The sequence below is a fragment of the Ferdinandcohnia sp. SAFN-114 genome (assembly GCF_059415045.1).
On sequence record NZ_JBPFDQ010000009.1, the window covers coordinates 39339 to 61661 of the forward strand.

24 protein-coding genes are annotated in these 22323 nt (G+C 37.2%); 14 read left to right on the forward strand and 10 right to left on the reverse strand.

From position 1 onward, the window contains the following. Positions 1–111: 111 nt before the first annotated feature. Together motB and motA are read right to left on the reverse strand one after the other, a co-directional pair. Positions 112–858, reverse strand: coding sequence for a flagellar motor protein MotB (gene motB / locus ACR65M_RS04570; protein ID WP_341332231.1), 747 nt, complete (start codon positions 856–858; stop codon positions 112–114). Continuing rightward, positions 851–1642, reverse strand: a complete 792-nt coding sequence (motA, locus tag ACR65M_RS04575; protein WP_121445294.1) for a flagellar motor stator protein MotA — start codon at positions 1640–1642, stop codon at positions 851–853. Before motA ends, motB begins: the two co-directional genes overlap by 8 nt. A gap of 215 nt (positions 1643–1857) precedes the next feature. On the opposite strand from motA, the gene ACR65M_RS04580 reads away from it, so the two are divergent. Then, a complete protein-coding gene (locus ACR65M_RS04580) occupies positions 1858–3552 on the forward strand; it encodes a M3 family oligoendopeptidase (RefSeq protein WP_440272677.1) in 1695 nt (564 codons plus the stop codon). 138 nt (positions 3553–3690) lie between these two features. Then, positions 3691–4443: a type I methionyl aminopeptidase gene (gene map / locus ACR65M_RS04585; RefSeq protein ID WP_341332228.1), complete on the forward strand. Its 753-nt coding sequence runs from the start codon at positions 3691–3693 to the stop codon at positions 4441–4443. A gap of 38 nt (positions 4444–4481) precedes the next feature. Here map and ACR65M_RS04590 read toward each other — a convergent pair whose 3' ends face one another. Beyond that, entirely contained in the window at positions 4482–4781 is a 300-nt protein-coding gene (locus ACR65M_RS04590) for a hypothetical protein (protein ID WP_341332227.1), read from the reverse strand. 134 nt (positions 4782–4915) lie between these two features. Between ACR65M_RS04590 and ACR65M_RS04595 the strand changes: the two genes are divergently transcribed. Continuing rightward, on the forward strand, positions 4916–5317 hold the full coding sequence (locus ACR65M_RS04595; RefSeq protein WP_440272678.1) for a GNAT family N-acetyltransferase: 402 nt from the start codon (positions 4916–4918) through the stop codon (positions 5315–5317). A gap of 65 nt (positions 5318–5382) precedes the next feature. After that, positions 5383–6393, forward strand: coding sequence for an IS1595 family transposase (locus tag ACR65M_RS04600; RefSeq protein WP_421515043.1), 1011 nt, complete (start codon positions 5383–5385; stop codon positions 6391–6393). Between the two features lie 47 nt (positions 6394–6440). On the opposite strand, the gene ACR65M_RS04605 is transcribed toward ACR65M_RS04600, so the two are convergent. After that, the gene (locus ACR65M_RS04605; protein ID WP_421515044.1) at positions 6441–6632 is read right to left on the reverse strand and encodes a hypothetical protein; all 192 of its coding nucleotides are present in this window, start codon (positions 6630–6632) and stop codon (positions 6441–6443) included. Positions 6633–6795: 163 nt separating this feature from the next. Between ACR65M_RS04605 and ACR65M_RS04610 the strand changes: the two genes are divergently transcribed. The 3 genes from ACR65M_RS04610 to ACR65M_RS04620 are packed head-to-tail and all read left to right on the forward strand — an operon-like array spanning position 6796 to position 8746. Next, positions 6796–7227 (forward strand): hypothetical protein, encoded by a 432-nt coding sequence (locus ACR65M_RS04610; RefSeq protein ID WP_440272679.1) that lies wholly within the window; start codon positions 6796–6798, stop codon positions 7225–7227. 59 nt (positions 7228–7286) lie between these two features. Beyond that, positions 7287–7751, forward strand: coding sequence for a GNAT family N-acetyltransferase (locus ACR65M_RS04615; protein ID WP_121445289.1), 465 nt, complete (start codon positions 7287–7289; stop codon positions 7749–7751). Positions 7752–7765: 14 nt separating this feature from the next. After that, positions 7766–8746, forward strand: a complete 981-nt coding sequence (locus ACR65M_RS04620) for a DMT family transporter (protein ID WP_440272680.1) — start codon at positions 7766–7768, stop codon at positions 8744–8746. A 41-nt stretch (positions 8747–8787) separates the two neighbouring features. Here the strand turns inward: ACR65M_RS04620 and ACR65M_RS04625 are convergent, their stop codons facing one another. Beyond that, on the reverse strand, positions 8788–10923 hold the full coding sequence (locus ACR65M_RS04625; RefSeq protein WP_440272681.1) for an ATP-dependent Clp protease ATP-binding subunit: 2136 nt from the start codon (positions 10921–10923) through the stop codon (positions 8788–8790). Between the two features lie 248 nt (positions 10924–11171). Here ACR65M_RS04625 and ACR65M_RS04630 point away from each other — a divergent pair, with 248 nt between their 5' ends. After that, positions 11172–12203, forward strand: coding sequence for a YkvI family membrane protein (locus tag ACR65M_RS04630; RefSeq protein WP_440272682.1), 1032 nt, complete (start codon positions 11172–11174; stop codon positions 12201–12203). A 115-nt stretch (positions 12204–12318) separates the two neighbouring features. Here ACR65M_RS04630 and ACR65M_RS04635 read toward each other — a convergent pair whose 3' ends face one another. Further along, entirely contained in the window at positions 12319–14400 is a 2082-nt protein-coding gene (locus tag ACR65M_RS04635; RefSeq protein ID WP_440272683.1) for a helix-turn-helix domain-containing protein, read from the reverse strand. Positions 14401–14613: 213 nt separating this feature from the next. On the opposite strand from ACR65M_RS04635, the gene ACR65M_RS04640 reads away from it, so the two are divergent. The 3 genes from ACR65M_RS04640 to ACR65M_RS04650 all read left to right on the forward strand — a co-directional run bounded on the left by ACR65M_RS04640 (position 14614) and on the right by ACR65M_RS04650 (position 17525). Further along, positions 14614–15312 carry a DUF5058 family protein gene (locus ACR65M_RS04640; protein ID WP_341333557.1) on the forward strand — a complete coding sequence of 233 codons (699 nt, stop codon included), beginning with the start codon at positions 14614–14616 and terminating at the stop codon, positions 15310–15312. Positions 15313–15333: 21 nt separating this feature from the next. Then, a complete protein-coding gene (locus ACR65M_RS04645; RefSeq protein ID WP_121445283.1) occupies positions 15334–16056 on the forward strand; it encodes a small-conductance mechanosensitive channel in 723 nt (240 codons plus the stop codon). Between the two features lie 71 nt (positions 16057–16127). Further along, positions 16128–17525 carry an amidohydrolase gene (locus ACR65M_RS04650; RefSeq protein ID WP_440272684.1) on the forward strand — a complete coding sequence of 466 codons (1398 nt, stop codon included), beginning with the start codon at positions 16128–16130 and terminating at the stop codon, positions 17523–17525. Here ACR65M_RS04650 and ACR65M_RS04655 read toward each other — a convergent pair. Continuing rightward, positions 17522–17686 (reverse strand): hypothetical protein, encoded by a 165-nt coding sequence (locus ACR65M_RS04655; protein ID WP_165918087.1) that lies wholly within the window; start codon positions 17684–17686, stop codon positions 17522–17524. The two genes, ACR65M_RS04650 and ACR65M_RS04655, sit on opposite strands and share 4 nt — an antisense overlap. Positions 17687–17704: 18 nt before the next feature. Then, the gene (locus tag ACR65M_RS04660) at positions 17705–18304 is read right to left on the reverse strand and encodes a CPBP family intramembrane glutamic endopeptidase (protein WP_121445281.1); all 600 of its coding nucleotides are present in this window, start codon (positions 18302–18304) and stop codon (positions 17705–17707) included. A 124-nt stretch (positions 18305–18428) separates the two neighbouring features. Between ACR65M_RS04660 and ACR65M_RS04665 the strand changes: the two genes are divergently transcribed. Further along, the gene (locus tag ACR65M_RS04665) at positions 18429–18554 is read left to right on the forward strand and encodes a DUF6254 family protein (protein WP_010283238.1); all 126 of its coding nucleotides are present in this window, start codon (positions 18429–18431) and stop codon (positions 18552–18554) included. 602 nt (positions 18555–19156) lie between these two features. Next, positions 19157–20098 (forward strand): EamA family transporter RarD, encoded by a 942-nt coding sequence (gene rarD, locus ACR65M_RS04670; protein ID WP_341332218.1) that lies wholly within the window; start codon positions 19157–19159, stop codon positions 20096–20098. 39 nt (positions 20099–20137) lie between these two features. Here rarD and ACR65M_RS04675 read toward each other — a convergent pair whose 3' ends face one another. After that, positions 20138–20320, reverse strand: coding sequence for a YkvS family protein (locus ACR65M_RS04675; protein WP_099353856.1), 183 nt, complete (start codon positions 20318–20320; stop codon positions 20138–20140). A gap of 209 nt (positions 20321–20529) precedes the next feature. Here ACR65M_RS04675 and ACR65M_RS04680 point away from each other — a divergent pair, with 209 nt between their 5' ends. Then, positions 20530–21384, forward strand: a complete 855-nt coding sequence (locus ACR65M_RS04680) for a patatin-like phospholipase family protein (RefSeq protein WP_440272695.1) — start codon at positions 20530–20532, stop codon at positions 21382–21384. Positions 21385–21428: 44 nt separating this feature from the next. Here ACR65M_RS04680 and ACR65M_RS04685 read toward each other — a convergent pair whose 3' ends face one another. Next, a complete protein-coding gene (locus tag ACR65M_RS04685; protein ID WP_440272685.1) occupies positions 21429–22139 on the reverse strand; it encodes a hypothetical protein in 711 nt (236 codons plus the stop codon). Positions 22140–22323: the final 184 nt, after the last annotated feature.

The following is a 22323-nucleotide window of genomic DNA, read 5'->3' on the forward strand; positions in this document are numbered from 1 at the left end:
CTGCTGCAGAAGAAATGTACGAGAATAATCCACGGAGAACATATGTTCAGCTTAGTTTTGAGCCCTCATCAGGGTCCCACCTTGTCAGGGCTGTTTAAGGCACTTGCGCATTTATTCTTGTTCTACACCATTTGGCAGGATTAATATTTCTACACGACGATTTAGACTACGACCTTCTGGTGTGTCATTTGTCGCAACGGGCTCATATTCACCAAGGCCGCGAGCACTGAAACGGCTTGGATCAAGTTTTTCATTCTCTAATAAAATACTCATAAAATTAACGGAGCGCATGACGCTTAAATGCCAGTTGCTTTTAAACTCATGATTATTAATAGGGATAGTATCTGTATGTCCACTTACTATGATATTGCGAGGGGAATCCATAACTAACAACTCAGAAATTTCCCTTGCAATTTTAATATCCTCTGCACGAACCTTTGCACTTGCTGGATTAAAGAAGGCACCATCCTGAATGGTAACTAGCAAACCTTCTTCTGTTAAGCGCGTTTTAAGACTTAAATCTAAACCACTCTCGGTGATATAACCGTTAATTTTCTTTTGCAATTCTTTCAATTCTTCTTGTTCTTGTTTTTCTCTTTCTTTTTCTTTATCATTTTGGATTGCAACTGTATCAATTTCAACTGGTGTCGGACTCTCATACTCCAAAACAGAAGTCCCTCCAATAAAAACATTGTTAAAGGAACTTCTGAGTGAATTAAATTTCTTCGCATCTACATTGCTTGCAGCAAAGAGGACGATAAACAACGCCAGCAACAATGTCAAAATATCCGCATAAGGTACCAGCCATGATTCATCCATGTGCTCATCGTGTTTTTTCTTTCTTCTTTTTCTAGCCATCTATCATTTCACCTTCAGTCAAAACCTTTTCGCGGTCTTTGTTTGATAGGTACATTGAAAGCTTTTGTTCGATTGCTCGAGGTGATTGACCTTCAAGGACGGACAAAACGCCTTCTATCATGACTTCTTTTATTTTTATTTCCTGCTTTGATTTCTGTTTTAACTTATTTGCGAAAGGATGCCATAGTACATAACCTGTGAAAATCCCTAATAAAGTTGCAACGAACGCAGCTGCAATAGCTTCCCCTAGTGCATTTGTATCGTCCATATGGCCCAATGCGGCAATCAGACCTACAACAGCCCCCAATACCCCAAGTGTTGGGGCATATGTTCCTGCTTGGGAGAAAATCGAAGCGCCAGATAAATGGCGGTCTTCCATAGCTTCTAATTCTTCTGTCATCACATCGCGAATAAATTCAGCACTTTGTCCATCAACCGCCATGCTTAAACCGTTTTTTAAGAAAGGGTCATCCACTTCAGCAACCTTTACTTCAAGCGCTAATAGCCCTTCTTTACGAGCAATCGTTGCCCAGTTTGAGAACATTGGAATTAATTCTTCGACACCTAACAGCTTTTTTTCTTTAAATAGGATCCCAAATAATTGTGGTACTCTTTTTAATTCGCTGGAAGGAAAAGCAATCGTTACTGCTGCAATCGTACCTAAAATAATAATTAAAAAGGCAGCGGGATTTATCAAAGCTGTCATTGGGACCCCTTTTAAAACCATACCTATAAAGACGGCAATCAAACCAAGTATTACACCTATTAATGACGATTTATCCAATTAATATCACCTTTACTTTCATACGCAACAACTCGAGTTGTTTATAATCGTGTATTCTAACATTCTACTATTTTTATCGACAAACTTACTAGATTATTTAGCGAAACTTATCATTTAATATCGAATATTTCGGAGTGGTAAATATATGTAGGAGTGGTTTACAATGTAAGAGTATACATATATACGAATCTCTTAAGCGAAAAGGGGAACCTTCTATGAATTTTAATGACTTTAAGTATGTCCGCCCGAACATGGACGATGTAGAGCAATCATTTAATGTAGCGCTTGAAAAATTTAAAAATGCGGCAAATCCTGCCCGACAAGATGAAGCGATGAAAGAAATCATTGCCATTCAACGAACAGTTGATACAGCTTTTAACATTTGCTATATCAGGCATACGGTTGATACAAATGATGAATTCTACAAAAATGAGCAAGATTATCTTGATGAAATACAGCCATTAGTTCAAGGTTTAACAACGAAATACTATGAAGCTCTTGTTAATTCTAAATTCCGTACCGAATTAGAAAACAAATGGGGTAAACAGCTATTTGATTTTGCAGAAACACAAATAAAAACATTCTCTCCAGAAGTTGTGGAGGATCTACAGTTAGAAAACAAGCTTTCTTCCGAGTATACGAAACTTGTAGCTTCAGCAAAAATTATGTTTGAGGGAGAAGAACGTACATTAGCACAGTTACAGCCATTTGCTGAATCTAAAGACAGAACTATGCGTAAAAAAGCGAATGAAGTGCGATTTTCATTTTACCAAGAGCACCAAGAGAAATTCGATGAGATATATGATCAGCTAGTAAAGGTACGCACACGAATTGCACAAAAGCTAGGATTTAATAACTTTGTAGAGTTAGCCTATGTGAGATTATCAAGAACAGATTACGATGCGGAAATGGTTGCTAACTTCAGAAAACAAGTGAAAGAACATATTGTTCCGCTAGCTGTTAAGCTTCGTGAGCGTCAAGCAGCGCGTATTGGAATTGACAGCTTAAAATATTATGACGAGTCATTCAGCTTTAAATCCGGAAATGCAGTTCCAAAGGGTGACCCTGAATGGATTATTGAAAATGGAAAGAAAATGTATGAGGAACTTTCTGAAGAAACAAAAGAATTCTTCAATTATATGATTGATACGAATTTAATGGACCTTGTTGCCAAGAAAGGGAAAGCTAGTGGCGGTTACTGTACGTACATTAGCGATTATCAAGCTCCGTATATTTTCTCAAACTTCAATGGAACATCAGGGGATATTGATGTACTTACACATGAGGCTGGACACGCGTTCCAGGTATACTCAAGTAGACATTACGAGGTTCCTGAATACAACTGGCCAACATATGAGGCTGCAGAAATTCATTCAATGAGCATGGAATTCTTCACATGGCCATGGATGGAATTATTCTTCAAAGAAGATACAGAAAAATACAAGTTTTCTCATTTAAGTGAGGCGTTATTATTCTTACCTTATGGTGTAGCAGTAGACGAATTCCAACATATTGTTTATGAAAATCCTGAATTAACACCTGCTGAACGCAATAATGCTTGGAGAGAAATTGAGAAAAAGTATATGCCACTACGTGATTATGATGGTAATCAATACTTAGAAGAAGGTGGCTTTTGGCAGCGTCAAGGACATATTTACACAACTGCCTTTTATTATATTGATTATACATTAGCTCAAATTTGTGCATTCCAATTCTGGAAAAAATCTAGAGAAAATCATGAAGCAGCGTGGGCGGATTATCTTCACCTATGTAGACAAGGAGGAAGCAAGCCTTTCACTGAATTAGTCAAGGTTGCAAACCTACTTTCCCCATTCGAAGAGGGAACTGTAGAATCTGTTGTTGGTGAAATTGAAGCGTGGCTAAATAGTGTAGACGACAAAACATTATAAAAGACAGGGGGACTGTGGAAAATTCCACAGTCTTTTCTGTGCTATTTTTTCAAATTTTTCAAATTAAGTTGTATGTTATGCAAAAGGTATGAATTAAGGATATAATAAAAACATCAAACTGAAATTGAGGGTGTTTTCATGATTCATTTAAAGACAAAAAGAGAAATTGAATTAATGCGTGAAGCGGGCCAAATTCTAGCTGCTTGTCATAAGGAAATTGCTAAAATGATTCAGCCTGGAATCACAAGCCTTGAGATCGACAGCTTTGCTGAGGACTTTATTAAGAAAAATGGTGCCACGCCTGAACAAAAAGGCTACAAGGGCTACAAATATGCAACATGTGCATCAATTAACGATGAAATTTGTCATGGGTTTCCTAGAAAGAAACCATTGATGAATGGTGATATAGTTACAATTGATATGGTTGTTAACCTTGGGGGCGCACTCGCAGACTCTGCATGGTCTTATGGGGTTGGTGAAATTTCACCAAAGGCATCTAAGCTACTCGATGTTACTAAGACGGCAATGTACAAGGGAATTGAACAAGCGGTAATCGGCAACCGTCTTGGGGACATTGGTCACGCTATTCAGTCTTATACGGAAGGTGAAGGATTTTCAGTTGTTCGTGACTTTATCGGACATGGAATCGGACCAACGATGCATGAGGAGCCACAAGTGTTACACTATGGTCTTCCAAACAAAGGATTGCGCTTAAAAGAAGGAATGGTTTTTACAATAGAACCAATGGTAAACGTCGGAAAATGGCAAACAACCATGGATAAAAATGGATGGACGGCGCGTACAATTGATGGCAGTCTTTCCGCACAATACGAACATACACTTGCAATTACACAAGATGGTCCTCTAATCTTAACCGACCAAGATGCATAATCACAAAAAAGTGTCACATCCATTGTGGCACTTTTTTGTTAAAGAATTGTTTCGATTAATACTGGGAAGACGGAGTCCGCTACCCAATGAAAATAGAGCGGGAAAACAATAACAAGTAAGTTTCCATAGAAACAATATCTACAATAAAACCTCTTTGTCGAACCTGGTTCCTCAGCAATCGACGCAAATACAGCCCCCACTAGACAAGTAAAGATAAAAAAGCCATTCCCAAATAAAGTATTAAACCTCTCATTATACAAAATAAATCCTAATGCTGAACCATTAATAAATAATAAGAAAAAGGACATGATTAAGAAAATTCTTGGAATAATGGACATGTTTTCCACCTCATTAATGTATATGAATTAGTAAAGAGGTAGATGACACACTTCCAAAAATTACTTGTAGCCTAAGCAAAAATATGGTTAAATAAATCGACTAAATTACTTTTTAAGGAAGAGGCGAAAAAATCATGATCACAATAAAGCGCTTGTCCCAATGTACACTTGAGGATGCAGTAGTTGCATGGAATAAAGGATTTGAAGGATACTATTTTGATATGACGACAACAGTCGATTTTTTTACAAGACGATTAATTTTGGAAGGGCTTTCTCCAAGACTATCTGTGATTGCATATGATGATGAGCGACCAGTAGGAATTATATTAAACGGCATTCGCCTTATTAACGGTAAGAAGGTTTCTTGGAATGGTGGAACAGGTGTTGACCCTGAATACAGAGGTAAGGGCGTCGGCAAAAAGCTGATTGAGGCTGTGCTAGCAATCTATGAAGTGGAAGGTGTAGAAGTTGCTACGCTCGAGGCTGTGAAAGAAAATGTGAAAGCTATCTCTTTATACGAGGCTGTTTTCGTATAGATTGTTGCTTTCTTGACCATATTAATAAAAGGTTGATATAATACGGTTTCAGGAGGCGTTCTACTATGTGGTTAGACATCTATGAAGACTTCAGCGAACTATCAAAAGAGGAACAATTAAAATTGTATAATGCTATGAAACAAGATTTATTTCCTAATGAACCTGATAAAATCACAGGGCTATTGAAATCTATTAGAGAAGCACGTTTTGCATCTGGTTTAGGCTGTGTCCATTGTGGAAGTACATCAGTTAAACGTAATGGCAAATATCGTTCAAGACAACGCTATCTATGTAATGATTGTGGGAAGTCGTTCAACGATATGACCAATACACCATTCTCAGGCTCACGCTACCCTAGAAAATGGGTGGAATATATTGAAATGATGGTTGAAGGATATACCTTACCAAAAATCGCTGAACGATTAGAAATTCATATTTCTACTGCATTTTATTGGAGACATAAAATATTGAAAGCAATAGGCAGTCTTGGGTTTGACCAGCTCAAAGGAATTGTTGAGAGTGATGAAACATTCTTTAAAGAGTCTATGAAAGGAAAACGTAAAATCACACATAGAGAACCAAAAGAACGTGGCGGTAAAGACCCAAAACCAGGAATTTCAAACCTCAAAATTGCAGTAGTTGTAGCCCAAGACCGTAACGGAAATGTAGTGGCAAGAAAAGCTGGAACAGGGCGGGTTAAGGCTGAAGAAATAGACCTGGTGATTGGCGATTATATCGAACCGTCAGCTTTGTTATGCACAGATACTGCTACGAATTACAAGAGGTTTGCCAAAATTAAAGGCTTACAACACGAAACAATAAACGAAAGACGAAAACAACGTGTAAAGAAGGGGATATTTCATATACAACACGTTAATAACTTCCACCATCGTTTAAAAGATTGGATGGACCGCTTTCAAGGAGTGGCAACTAAATATTTGGATAACTACCTTTACTGGTTCCGTTGGCTTCAATTAGGCAAGAATTTAACATTTGAAAAACAAGTAGAGAAAATGCTTATTTCAGCTTGCCAAAAATCCAATAAAATAACTGTTGATTTCTTGAGAGCAATATAAAAAACAAACCGTTTTGGGTGGTTTGTCTTTTAAGTGATTTCTAATTGTCATACAGCCCCTGCCCCTGCCGCCAATACTCCATACATTAGAGCAAATAGGAAAATAAACGTAAATACTGCACCTAAAATAGTTTGGTTGTGAGTGCTTGTGCCACTTTTTAAATTCTTTAAAAATGAAATGAAAGTTATAAACAATAAAACGCCTAATAATGGTATTACAAATAACAAGAAAAACAACATAAAATTGACCACCCCATTACTATTTTCTGTATATTATTCTATATTTTAGTATAACACAAGTTTTTTAGTTCTAAAAACAACAAAGTTTACGAAAACAGCCTTATACGAAAAGGTCGGTTATAAAATTGTAGATGAGTTAGTTCACCTCCAACATACAGGTGAATTGTCAAAGGATGCATTTTTATCAGATAATCACTGTTCCACTTATAAAAAAGGGATTCCAATTGACGCCATACAAGCGCCGTTTTATAAAGCACTTGTGCCGTGGCAGACGCAGTGGAACAATGCACGTGATGGAGAATCAATACTAGCCTTAGATGAGAACAAGAATGTCGTCGGTTATGCAATCTTTAAAAGGCTATTTAATGAGGAAGGTAGACTTCAATCTATCATTCTATTTCAATGTGAGGCCGAGCCTTCGCATCTATTGAAAGAGGACATTATTAGAAATCTACTATGTATGGTTTACAAAATAACTAGTCAACCTGTGGTAAGAACTGCAGCCAATATTTCAATGTCGAATAATATTTTACGGGAATTATTAGAAAAAGAAGGATTTAATGTGAAAGCAGAGCAAGTCTTTATGATAAAATGAACTATTAGAATATTCGCATCAATTGAGTGTCAAACCAATTGTAAAGTGGGGGAGGGTAATTGAAAAAAATCATTTTACGTGATGTCACGATGGAAAATTTACTGGATGTCATTCAATTGAAATCTGAGGATAAAGAGTTTGCTTTATTTGAAAAATGGGTTGCTTCAAATGTATTTTCACTTGCCCAGGCAAAAGTCCAACCAGATTGGGTAACAAAGGCAATTTATGAAGGGACACAATTAATTGGATTTACGATGTTCGGATTAGATAATGAACGAAATCGGTTTGAACTATGTAGGATAATGATTGATTATAAATTTCAAGGAAAAGGCTATGGTACAGCGGCAGTAAAGGAAATTATTGCGGAGATGATAAGGACATTGCCCTATTGTGATGAGATTTACTTGTCAGTTATTCCAACTAACAAAGCTGCAATCCATATTTATACAGAAGCCGGATTTACGAAAACAGGTGAAATCATAAAGGGGTTTGTGGACGAAGATGTTTATTGTTTTAAGGTGTAGGAAGGAGTAAATGAATGAAAGCAATACTCATTGGAATTGTTTCATCACTATTTTTTGCAGTTACTTTTATTCTAAATCGATCGATGGAACTTTCAGGTGGTAGTTGGCTGTGGGGCACTTCATTGCGCTATTTTTTTATGGTGCCATTTTTAATTGGGATTGTGCTCATTAGAGGAAATTTGAAGGAACTACTACATGAGCTAAAAACAAATCCTGTTACATGGATATTATGGAGCACGATTGGGTTTGGATTGTTTTATGCACCCCTTACATTTGCAGCTGCATCAGGTCCAGGTTGGTTGGTTGCAGGAACTTGGCAATTTGTGATTATTGCTGGATTACTCGTTGTGCCGTTTTTCTATAAAACAATAGAAACAAAGAATGGGAAGCAAAGGGTTCGTGAAAAAATCCCTGTTAAAGGCCTTATTTTTTCTAGTTTCATTTTTATTGGGATTATCTTGATCCAGCTTCAGGCAGCTGTCGAAGGCATTGGGATAGAGATGTTTCTCGTGGGTATTCTTCCAGTTGTGGTGGCAGCTTTTGCGTATCCATTAGGTAACAGAAAAATGATGGAGCATTGTAAAAATAACTTTGATACGTTTCAACGCGTGCTTGGAATGACACTGGCATCGACCCCATTTTGGCTTGTCATTGCTGGAATCGGGGGTGCTACAGTTGGACTTCCAAGTAAGGACCAGGTGTTTCAGTCCTTTATTGTAGGGATTTCCTCTGGGATTATCGCAACAGTGCTTTTCTTTTTTGCGACAGAGCTTGTTAAACATGATCAAAGTAAACTTGCTGCTGTAGAAGCAACCCAAGCTACTCAGATTATTTTTGTCATATTTGGTGAGGTCCTTTTATTAAGTGCACCAATGCCAACGATGTATTCCTTTGTTGGTCTCCTCATGATTGCTGGAGGAATGGTGCTGCACAGTCTGTTCTCAAATCGAAAGACACCTGTTAAAGTCACCGACTTGGAGACAAAATCGATATAAAAAATGCAGAGCTTTTTGGGCTCTGCATTTTTTATGGGAAATTATTTTACAACAATTTTATTTTTTTCAACTGTTACATTCAAGCTTGTTTGCTCCTCATTTTCTAACAGAATATCAGTAATTTGGTCTTCAAGCTGTTCTTGGATAACACGGCGTAATGGACGTGCACCAAATGCTGGGTGGTAACCAAGCTCAGCTAATTTTTGTTTCGCTTCGTCGTCAACAGACATAGTTACTTCTTGTTCTTTAAGAGTTGCTTCAAGATCATGTAACATTAAGTCGACAATTTTTAACAGATGCTCTTTTTCAAGCTGTTTGAATTCGATGATTGCATCAAATCTGTTTAAGAACTCAGGCTTGAAGAAGGAACCAAGTGACTCAAGGATTGATGATTCCTTGTAGGCATCTGTTTCAGCCTTTTCAAAGCCGACCGTAATTTTCTTAGGAGCGCCAACTCCGGCATTACTTGTCATGATAATGACTGTCTCTTTGAAACTTACAGTACGGCCTTGGCTATCTGTTAAACGACCATCCTCTAATATTTGTAGGAACATATGTTGAACATCTGGATGTGCCTTTTCAATTTCGTCTAAAAGGATGATGCTATAAGGATTACGACGTACTTTTTCGGTTAGTTGTCCAGCTTCCTCATGGCCGACATATCCAGGAGGTGAACCGATGATTTTAGACACTGAGTGTTTCTCCATATACTCACTCATATCGAGTCTAATCATCGCATCCTTTGAGCCGAAGAGCTCCTCAGCAAGTGTCTTCGTTAATTCTGTTTTACCTACCCCCGTTGGTCCAACGAAGAGGAAGGAACCAATAGGGCGATTTTTAGCCTTCAAACCAGCACGACTGCGACGTACTGCTTTCGCAACCTTTGATACTGCTTCATTTTGACCAATTACTTTTTTGGCAAGATTCTCTGCAAGTTGCTTCATCTTTTGTTGTTCATTTTCTTGTAGCTTACCAACAGGAATACCGGTTTTCTTTTCAATAATTTGTTGAATGTTTTCGACATCAATTACATGCTTTTCATTGTTTTCTGGATTATTTAATTGTTTTTCAAGCAGAATTTCTTGATGTCTTAGTTTTGCTGCTAATTCATAATTTTCTTCTCCAGCAGCTTTTTCTTTTTCCGCTGCAATTTTTGAAAGCTCTTCTTCAATATTTTTTGGATTTGTTCCACCTGATACAAGGTTCATTTTTGACCCTGCTTCATCAAGTAAGTCAATAGCTTTGTCTGGTAAAAATCGATCCTGAATATAGCGGTGTGATAATGTCACACATGCAAGGATTGCTTCGTCTGAATATTTTACACCATGGAAATCTTCATACTTCCCTTTTATTCCTTCAAGAATCTGAATTGCTTCATCAATCGATGGTTCCTCCACAGTAACAGGTTGGAAGCGGCGCTCGAGTGCAGCGTCTTTTTCAATTTCTCGATATTCTTTTAGAGTTGTGGCACCGACCACTTGAAGCTCACCACGTGCAAGAGCTGGTTTTAAAATATTTCCTGCATCCATTGATCCTTCTGCAGATCCTGCACCAACTAAAAGGTGAATCTCATCAATAAATAGAATAATATTTTTACGTTTTTGAAGCTCCGCAATTAATTGCTTCATTCGTTCTTCAAATTGACCACGGATTCCCGTGTTGGCAACTAATGAAGCGACATCTAGTAAGTAAACCTGTTTATTTGAAAGCTTGTTAGGTGCTTTTCCTTCAGCAATAAGTAGGGCTAATCCTTCTGCAATAGCAGTTTTACCTACACCCGGCTCCCCAATTAGAACGGGGTTGTTTTTATTACGACGGTTTAGAATTTCAATGACACGTTGGATTTCCTCATCACGGCCAATTACTGGGTCAATTAGTCCAGCTTTCGCCATTTGAGTAAGGTTCCGTCCAAATTGATCGAGAAGACCTCCGCCATTTCCACCGTGTTTTGTTTGTGTTTGTTGTTGGTTGATTCCATTTTGTTGACCGAAGGCATTGCCTTTAAATAGGTCATCAAATGTGAAATTAGGGAAACCGTTCAATCCTGAAGGTATTTTCATGTTGTTCTTCTCCTTCGCATAACACTCACTGCAAAGTTGAATTTGTCTCTTTTCGTGGTTAAGTTGTAGATGTAATTGAACAGTAGCTTCATTTTGATTACATGCTTGACAAATCATAAACAAATACCTCCTTGAATTTTTGACTATCTTTGACTAATAGGATAAATGAAATCGGTCATGCATGATGATTCGTAGTGTTTGACCATCTTTGACCTTCTGTCTACATTATACTTTGACCATTTTTGACTTTCAAGTGAAAAGGCCTAGCAATTTTTTCCGCTTGTTCCAAAATAATAGCTCGTCTTATTTATAGAACTTGTACATATATATCAAGTAATACAGATAAAACAATGAGGTGGCTATTTGTGCGAGGGAATTGGGGAGCAGCATTCCAGATTGGTGCTGTATATGTAGGAACAATCGTAGGAGCAGGCTTTGCAACAGGTAGAGAAATTGTCGAATTTTTTACCCAGCACGGTGTATATGGCTTGGTTGGAATCTGCATCAGCGGCTTCTTATTTATATGGTTAGGAACACGAATAATGATTATCGCAAACCGAATTCAAGCAAATTCATATAAGGAATTTAATGAATATTTATTTGGAAAAAAAATTGGGTTAATGGTGAATGCACTTATGCTTCTTGTCCTAATAGGAGTAACTTCCGTTATGCTTTCTGGTGCAGGAGCGGTTTTTCATGAACAATTGGGAATATCTTATCAGCTTGGAATCCTGTTAACGGGTGGGCTTTCAATCTTTGTTTTGACTTATGGAGTTAAAGGGTTATTTGGTGTGAACATGTTTGTTGTTCCAATTATGATATTCTTTAGTCTTGTTTTAGCAATAGAGGTCATAGCAAATGATGCAACGGGTCTATTGAGTCGGCCAGAAATCGAGTCGCATAGCGCTAAATGGCTGATTTCTCCGTTTTTATATTCCGCTTTTAATTTGACTATGGCAATGCCGGTATTAGTTCCGCTTGCAAAAGAAATTAACCATGAACATACATTAAGATGGGGCGGTTTTATCGGTGGTGGTGCGTTATGTCTTATTTTATTTACGAGCCATATATCATTATCCGCACTACCAAATGTAGAAAGTTTTGAAATCCCGATGGCTGAAGTAATGAAAAACGTCATGGCTGCGTTTTATTGGTTGTACATCCTGGTGATTTATGGAGAAATCTTTACGTCTGTGATCGGAAACCTATTTGGTCTTGAGCGCCAATTGAAAAATGTCTTGAAGCTTTCATCAATTTCAATTGTGTTTGGGATTCTATCAATAGCCTATTTGATAAGTCAATTAGGTTATGGCTCCTTGATTTCTTTCTTATATCCATTGTTTGGGTACATGAGTTTGATTTTATTAGTACTGTTGGCAAGACCGATGAAGCGCTAACCGAGGGAATAATCAAAACCTGGATAAATGAAACTATATAAGAGGAAAAATAAAGAGGTATAATCAACCTCTTTATTTACTTTTTTAGAGTGATTAACGGTAACTACTTAAATAACTAATGTACATCCTTAGAATAAGCGAATGTTTCTTTAAGGTGACAGGCCAGCTGTATTTCAAGAAATTCTTTAGGGTCATTAAAACTCAAATTCAGCATGTCTTCAATTTTTTTAAGACGCTGGTATAGTGTATTAATATGAACGTGAAGTTTTTTCGAAGTTTCATTCATAGACTTATTTAACTTTACATATGTTAACAATGTTTGTTCTAAATCATTTTTCTTTGATTTTGCTGTATTTAAAGGCTGGAAAAAGGTATTTATGAATTCCTGAATCTCATTGGTATCCTGATTAATAAACAAGCGATTAACCCCAATGCTTTCATATGCGATCATACCAGATTCTTTTTTATTAACTAGATAGGCAACTGCCTTCTTTGCTTCCTCATAACTCTTTCCTATGTGATATACTCCCTGATTTTCAGAACCAATACCCACACACAAAAACGAATCATTAATAGTTTTCCAGTTAGTAATAATTGTTTTTAATCCCTTTATCGTGTCGTCAGATCCTGAATTGTGTGCAACTGAAACAAGTAAAATGATTTTATTATGAAATCCGTAGATGAGTTGCACGTCTTGGATATTCTTTTTTATCAATGAGATAATACTATGAATATCAGCACCAAGCTTATATAAATCTTTATAATTAACAAGTTCAATTAAGACCACATAAAACAAATGAGAAGGATTTATGTTAAACTCTTTTCTTTTCTCAAGTAAGACTTCTGGCTCCTTGCTTTGAATCAATTCATTAAAAAATTCATGGAATTTCTTATAATAGATTTCTTCTAGTGTGTGTTTCTTTACAAGTTCAAGTGCGAGTAAAGAGCCACCCTGTTCGATAATAATTCGATCAATGATTGATAATGTATTAGAGTAGGGGTAAATAAAGCATCCAAGAAAAATAGTACCATTTAGAATCGGGTAAAGATAAAATTTTCCCTCTTCAGGCTTACGCAATTCCACGAAAACAGCATTTCTTCTATTTTTAAAAATAGTAGTAATTTCATCCACGCTAAAATAAATTTTTTCTTTCTCTTGATTATGGTACCAATCGTTTTCTAAATAGTCGTAGAAGGAAAACGGACCATTTATCATTTTTCCTAGTTCTCTAATAATGGACTTTAAACCTTTGTTTTGTATAGAAATCTTAATAAGTCTGTCGTGGACTTCGTTTCTTTTTGCGAGCTCATTTAATTGTTGCTTTACCTCTGTATAAAGACGTGCATTTTGAATTGCGATTGCAGCCTGGGATGCAAAGCCTTGTAAAAGTCGCACGTCATCATCAGTAAATTTTCCTACCTTATTAAATTGGTGAATCGTCATGACTCCAATACGCTTTTCCCCAATAGATATAGGTACACTAACAATTGCTTGAATTTCTTTTTCTTTATACGAAGACTTGATTATATGTAGATTTCTCTCTGAAATAGAATTCTCACTCATTACTTTATAAATCTGTTCTTTAGAATGATAAATTAACGGTTTTCCTTCCTTAAAAACTACACCCGTAATCGATTCTCCGACCTCCATTTTAAGCTTTCTGATGATCGGTTCAAATCCAACACTTGTCTTTGTGATAATTTTTTCTTGATCATAGTCATAGAGTTGTAGATAACCTGCATTTGCAACTGGTATTACTGATAATGCATTTTTTGTAATCCTCTCTAATAGGTCATCAAGGACAAGAGAAGAAGAAACAGAACGTATTCCCTCTATTAACATCTCTAGTTCTGCACCTTTAGCTTGGACTTGGCTTTTAGCATCTAGCAGTTCGAAGCATACATATAAATATTCCAAATCTCTTTCATCAAAGGGACAAGTTTTACTATTAGAGCGAAGAAGCACTTGATGCTTGTTCACGTAAGAAAATAAAACATATAAGTACCCTTTATTTATCATGATTTTGTATTTGCATTCTCCATTACTTGTTTGTGGATTAATATTCTCTTTTTTTAGATTCCCTTTTTTATATATAAGGTTGAACGAAGTATCGTGTGCTTTTTGTATCAAGATTTCATAGGAAGCTCCATTAAAAATTTTATCAAGATAAGATGAAATTTGTTGAATTGTTGTCATTACTAACCTCCTAGAATAAGAAAATGTAGAAAGTTCCATATCTGCCGGTTTATTAATGTAATTTATTACATTGTAATCTGTATTTTAATAAATTACTATAAGAATTAGAAAATATAGAATTTTCAACCATTAAATATTGAATGCGCTTTCTTTAGAGGTTAAAGGTTGTAATTAAAAGTAATTCGAAAAAGGAGGAAGATTATTTTGGAAAAAGTGTTACAAACGGCAAATAGCTTACCACTTTGGATTTTGGCTACACTGGTAGTTGGTATCGTAATCTTTCAAGCTATCATCTTTATTCGGCTTGCATCAAAAACAAGCCAATCCGTTGGTATGACACCTACAGATGTTAAGTCTGCAATAAGGGCTGGCGCGATTAGTTCCCTTGGACCATCATTAGCAATCATCGTTGTCGCTATTTCAATGATTTCTTTAATTGGAAGCCCCGTTACATTGATGCGAATCTCTATTATTGGATCGGCAGCAATAGAAACAGTTGGTGCAAGTATAGGGTCTAAAGCAGCTGGGGTTGATTTAGGTTCTCAAGGTTATACGTTACAAGCCTTTACAAATGCAGTATGGGTGATGTGTCTTGGTGGTATGGGCTGGTTATTATTCGTTGCTCTATTTACTAAATCTCTAGGGAAAATACAGAAAAAAGCAGAAGCTAATCCTAAAAATGTAACGATGTTAAGCACAGTATCAGTTGCTGCAATGATTGGGGCTTTTAGCTACCTTGGTGGGGGAGAAATGGTAAAAGGTATTAGTGAATTCGTCGTATTTATTGTTGCCTTTATTGTTATGCCCATCATTATTTGGATCGGAGATAAAACCCAGTTGAGGTGGATAAAAGAATGGTCATTAGGTCTGGTTATTATTGTGGGTATGTTTGCTGGTTACTTGATATCTTAAAAAAGAAAGTAGGAGAGCTATATGCCAGTTACTAGAGAGGAAAATAATCTATCTATAAACGAAGCAGTGCCAGTGTCTGCATCATCAATTGACTTTGAAACCTTTCAATTAAAGTCTCATTTTTGGGGACGCTTAACAATTTGGGGAATCATTGCATTAACATTAATTGTGCCTCTATATCTATCATATGTTCTTGGTTACCATCCAGGCTGGTCAACTATCATTTCAGGTTTTACTGCTTATGCAGCTATTATCATGTTTGTTTGGGTGCTGGAGCCGATTAGCTATTATCCTGTTTTGGGGGTTTCTGGTACATATCTTGCCTTTCTTACAGGTAATATCGGAAACATGTGTCTTCCATGTGCTTCGGTTGCTCAACGTGTTGTTGATGCAGAACCAGGAACTAAAAAGGGAGAAATTACTGCCTCATTGGCAATTGCGACTGCTTCAATCGTGAATGCTATCATTCTTATTTTAGCAATACTAAGTGGTTCATACATTTTAACAATCTTGCCTGAATCAGTCTTAAATAGCCTAAACTTTGTCCTTCCGGCTATTTTTGGAGGAGTCATTGCTCAGTTTGCTATAAAGAAGCCATTATTTGGTGTAGTTGGGATTGCATTTGGTTTATTTGTTAATTTAGGTCCTGTTCCCCGTGCCTTCCAAACATTTGTCTGCATACTCGGAACTGTTGTAGTTTGTTTACTTTTAGAGAAGTTAAAAAAACAAGAGAAAAATAATTAAAGCCTTGTTGTCGACCTTGTATTGAATTTTTGAGAAGGGGTGAAAAATCCATTTAGTAAATGGACTAAAAAATGAGTAAACAGAATATTTTACAGTGGATTAAAAACAACCAATCAGATTTTACTGAAATGGCAAAAAAAATATGGGAACATCCGCAAATTGCATATGAGGAAAACTATGCAAGTGATCTACAAGTGTCTAAATTAAAAGAAGAAGGATTTCGAATTCATTCCCCGATAGGAGGAATTTCTTCTGCATTTGTTGCGGAATATGGCTCAGGTAAACCAATAATAGGGATATTAGGGGAATACGACGCTTTGCCTGGTCTTTCTCAAACAGTTAATACAGTTCAGGAACCAGTTATATTAGATGGACCAGGTCACGGCTGCGGTCACAATTTACTCGGAACAGCAGGGGTTGAAGCAGTAATTGCATTAAAAGAAGTTATGGATAAGTATGATATCAATGGGACTATTCGTTATTATGGCTGTCCAGCTGAAGAAGTATTGTCTGGAAAAACGTTCATGGCGAGAGAGGGCGTCTTTGACGATTTAGATTGTGCGTTAACCTGGCATCCATGGACATCTAACATGACATTAAATATGAGTATGCAAGCAATTGTATCCATTAAGTTTCATTTTAAAGGCATCCCAGCCCATGCGGCCGCCTCACCCCATGCTGGAAGAAGTGCACTAGATGCTGTTGAATTGATGAATGTCGGCACTAACTTTTTAAGAGAGCATGTGTTGGACGGTTCACGAATACATTATGTCATTACAAACGGGGGACTTGCTCCTAATATTGTTCCTGAACATGCTAGTGTTTGGTATTATTTACGGGCATCTACAAAAGAACAAGTTGAAGATATCCTTAGAAGGGTAGAGAAAATTGCTCAAGGAGCAGCACTTATGACAGAAACAGAGGTTTGTTCAGAAATCGATGCTTTTGCTTATGACACACTTCCAAATGAAGCTTTAAATGACCTCATGTTTGAAAATATGAAACTAGCAGAACCCTTGGCATATACTGTTGAAGAAGCGAAATTTGCTCAGGAATTGCTAAAGACAGTAGATTCTAACATCATAAAAATGACGCATAATTCTACAAATGAGTCCCTAGCGTCAGACTTACAAAATGATAAATCGACAAAGGGCAAAGTTTTAACTGGTTCAACAGATGTCGGTGATGTTAGTTGGATTACACCAGTGGGTTCAATTATGGCAACTTGTGCTCCTATCGGTATACAGTTACATACTTGGCAGGCCACAGCCTCATTTGGTTCATTCATTGGATTCAAGGGAATGCACTTTGCCGCGCAAACGATGGCATTATCAGCATATGATTTATTACTAAATAAAGATCATATACTTGAAAGAGCAAAAGAGGAGTTTAATCTAACCACAATAGATAAACCATATGTTGCAGGAATTCCTGAAAATGTTAAACCGAGAACGATAAATTTGGCCTAATTAAAGAAATCAAATATATTCCTAAAGAGACCTCTAATTAGGTAAAAAATGATTCGAAATGGAAAAATAATAATCTCAGGCAATGCGAATAAAATATCACCTAGGAGATCGGAGAAGGTATACTTACCATCCTTCGCTCTCCTTTTTCTGCGTTTCTTCATGTAATCATGCCCCCTTATTTAAAATAGTGGGAAAAGCACAAGTAAAAATAAATTGAAGACTAGATGGGAAAGGATTGTTAGAAAAATATTTCGTTTCCACATATATAATGTTCCCCAAACAACCCCACCTACAAATGTCGCAAGCAAGAAAAGTGGATTAAAGGTATAAACATTGGCAGACGTATAAAGAAGAGAGGAGATGATGATTGCGACTAGCTTGCTGTCGAACTTTGCCTCGATATTCTTCTGTATATAGCCTCTCCAAAAGATTTCTTCACCAGGAATAATGATGAGAAAGAGTACAACAAAATGCCAGGAAAGCTCTGGCTGAATCTTCATATATAAATCAGCTACCTCATCTAGCATGTTTGGAAAGAGGAATGCGGATCCCATTTTTCCAATCGAGAAAAGGCCATACATCATAATGCCTGAAAAGATAGCGATAGCTAGGTTGGATGCTGATATAGATTTATTATCAAAATTGGCGAAACGGATTGCTGCTGCTGATAAAAGGAAAAAGGATATGGTGAAAATCACCCAAAAAGGGATGGTGGACAAGAAACTCGTCGCCAATAAAATATGTACCAATAGTAATAAAAGATAAAAGTTTCTATGCATATTGTCGTTCCTCTTTACTTAGATTATGTCGTTGTCATTTTAACATGAGCGTAAACTTTTTAGAATAAATAACTGACGGTGACTCATCCTAATGGTGATGATCTGAAAGAAGGAGAGATTCTACATGACACAATCAAAACGTCAACAAGAACGCCAGTGGACAGTTAGAAAACAATCACAAAACCCACATGGAAAAGTCAAATCCTTTGAACAGCTGGCTGAAGAAGCTGGCAAGGATACGAAAGAATAGGAAAACGCACGGCGCACACACTCTGCTTTGGGTGTGTGTTTTTTGGCGGAGGGTATCTAGAGGTGACTTGATATCCAGTATTACGCAGAAGGGGATCCATAAAAGTGGAATTTAGGTTGTGTTTTTCCATAGTCTTACAAAAGTGGTGGTATAAATAGGGTTTAATGGAGAGGTTTTTCCTAGACTTTACAAAAGTGAAGGTATAAAGAACGTTTATCGGCATGGTTTTTCCGTATTTATCCAAAACATATATCATAAAAGGGTCTTAACACTATAGTTTTTCCGGTTATTTCCAATTGTGGTGTCATATACGTGATATAACAGTAGAGTTTTTCCTGAAATACCCAAAAGTGAGAGTTAAAAAGCTTTGGAGTATCATTGGTTTCCTAAAAAATAGAAAATGACATAAGTCCAAAGGCACTGGAGTACCATCAACATCCTAAAAAGCGGTCCGTGACATACTTCCAGAGTTTACTTCAGAAGTTTTGTGGACCACATACAGTCAGATATCCTCAAAATTCCAATTCATTTTCATTGTGAAATATCGGAAACCGAAATATAATTAACAAATGATAAAAAATGAATTGGAAAGAAGGATCATGATGGGTCAAGATGACATGAAGGATTATAAAATCGGAATCTTGTATACGACAATTGCGTATATTGCGTGGGGAGTTCTGCCTCTTTATTGGAAATTAATCGACTATGTCCCGGCAATCGAGATTTTAGCACACCGGATTGTATGGTCGCTCGTCTTCGTGCTAGTAATCATCTTAATTTCTAAAAAAGCGAACCAGTTGGTAACGACCCTCAAAGAGATTTCCAAAAATAAAACCAAACTAATTGGGATTATCGCTTCATCAATCCTTATTACAGTCAACTGGGCGACATATATTTGGGCTGTTAATACGGATCATATAATTGATGCTAGCTTAGGATATTACATCAACCCATTGGTCAGTGTACTATTGGGGATTATCGTTCTTAAGGAACGTCTCTTGTTTTGGCAAGGAGTTTCATTTGTTTTAGCGGGTCTAGGTGTACTCATTTTAACTATACAGTACGGAAGTTTCCCATGGGTTGCGATTACACTCGCATTAAGCTTTGGATTTTATGGATTAACAAAGAAACTTGCAAAACTCGATTCCTTAATTGGGCTAGCGATGGAAACAATGGTGGTTGCTCCGATTGCTCTTATCTATTTGGGATTTCTATACAACCGTGGAGTTGAATCCTTTACTGGTGCAACATTTGACGTGCAATTATTATTAATAGGGGCTGGGGTAGCGACAGCATTGCCATTGCTATGGTTTGCAGCAGGAGCAAATCGAATCCCGTTGTCTGTGATTGGAATCTTGCAATATATCGCGCCAACTATAAGCCTTGTATTAGGAGTATTTTTATTTCATGAACATTTTACAAAAGCGCATTTCGTTACATTTTTATGTATCTGGACTGCATTACTTATATACTCCCTCTCAAAAACAAAATTCTTAACATCGATTCAACCGAAATTTACGAAAGATAAATCGTTAGGTGCATAATAAAAAAGGAGTCGACACAAATGGTCGGCTCCCTTACTTTTATATTGCTGTGACAATCTTATAGTTTTTATGATTTACAACAGTACGACTCTCTAAATCTAAATCTCTATAATTGTCCATATATGTTAAATCCACGATAACTGAGTTTTCATTTACTTTTTCAACGACGCCTTTTAGTCCTTCTTTGAACTCAATGACATCCCCAATTTCTGCAATTTTCATAATGTCACCTCCATAGAAATTCTATTAATCTCCAAGTAAAAGCAAGTCATGCTTTTACTTACAAAAAATCCATTTTTTTATATTTTGCCTTACTTTTGTAAAATAGTAAAGCGTTTTCATAATATTTTATTTAAAATTTATGTAAAAAATGTGACAATCTATAAATTTTTTTTTATATTATTTAATATGCCTGTCTAAAGGGAGCGAGAATAATGAACGATACAGGATTGGTCTTAGAAGGTGGAGGCATGCGTGGTGTTTATACCGCAGGCATCCTTGAATATTTTATGGAACAAAACATCTATTTCCCATATGTCGTCGGCGTATCTGCTGGGGCGTGTATGGCAGCTTCCTATCTATCAAGACAAATGGGAAGAAATCGTACGGTTAATATAGACTTTGTGAATCACCCAAACTACTTATCATTCAGGAATTTTGTGAAGCATAAGCAGCTGTTTGGAATGGATTTTATTTTTGATGAAATTCCTAATAAGCATGTCCCTTTTGACTATGAATCTTTTTATCAAGCAAAAGAAGAATTCGTCGTGGGTACAACCGATTGTGAAACAGGCAAACCTATTTATTTTCACAGAGAGGATTATGGGAATGACATGTTAAAGGTCGTTCGGGCATCCAGTTCTTTGCCGTTTGTTGCGCCAATCATTGAATTTAATGGTAAGAAATTACTGGATGGAGGCATTACGGATCCCATTCCATTGATAAAAGCTCAACAGGATGGAAATCAGAAAAATGTCGTCATTTTGACTCGCAATCGCGGTTATTTGAAAAAGAAATCAAATTTGACATGGGTCGTGAGGCGTTCTTATAAACAATATCCTAATTTGGTTAAAGCAATTGAAAAACGCTATCAGCTTTATAATGAGACGATTGCTTACTTAGAGAAAGAAGAAAAAGCGGGTAGGGTTTTTGTATTTAGCCCGTCAGAGCCACTTGAGGTGGGAAGGATTGAAAGGGATCCTGTTAAATTAACGAACCTTTACGAGCTTGGGCTTAAGGATGCACATGCTCAGTTTGAAAAGTTTCATGAATGGGTTTTGGCATAAATGATATGAAAAGGTGCCTCAAAGGAGACACCAATAATGTAAATCTATCTACCAAAACCGCCCATCATTCCAGGGCCACCCATCGGACCTTGCTGCTGTCCGCAGGTACAGCCAGGGCCATGAGGTCCATGAGGCATCATCAGATTTGGTGCCATTCCAGGGCCTTGAGGAGACATCATCCCAGGATTACCCGGTCCCCCAGGTCCGAATCCACCCATCTCACCAGGTGCCATCCCAGGACCTTGAGGACCAAAACCGCTCATGGGTCCAACACCAGGACCTTGAGGACCAAAACCGCTCATGGGTCCAACACCAGGTCCTTGAGGACCAAAACCGCTCATCGGTCCCACACTGGATCCTTGAGGATCAAAACCTCCCATCATTCCAGGTCCGCCCATTGGACCTTGTTGTTGTCCACAAGTGCAGCCAGGGCCATGAGGTCCATGAGGCATCATCATATTTGGCGCCATTCCAGGACCATATGGATTAAATGCTGCGGGCATCATAGCTTCGCCTTCGGCTGGACCAGAACCACATCCACAATCATCGTTCATCATGTGTTGGTGGGTAGGTGAAGGATAGCTACCTTGAACCTCTTGTGGGAAGCCAGCTCCTGGGTATCCCATTTGTGGAATATTCATGCCCATAGGCATTCCTTCTGGTCCGAAGCCAGCTCCTAGCCCAGGTCCATATCCCAAGCCTTGTTGGTTACTCATATTCGGATTAAAACCAAACGGGTTTTGATAATTTTTCATAAAAAACCACCTCGTTATTGTATTCAACGTTAAAAGCCAGCAAACATAATCTCCAATTTTTTGAGAGCTTTTTAATTTTCTATTTCGTCATAATGCCTACTAGACATTTCCCCCATATCTTATGCCTAAGGATGTATAGTGTGTAAGATAGAGGTATAAATGGGTATTAGCCTTGTTTCTTATT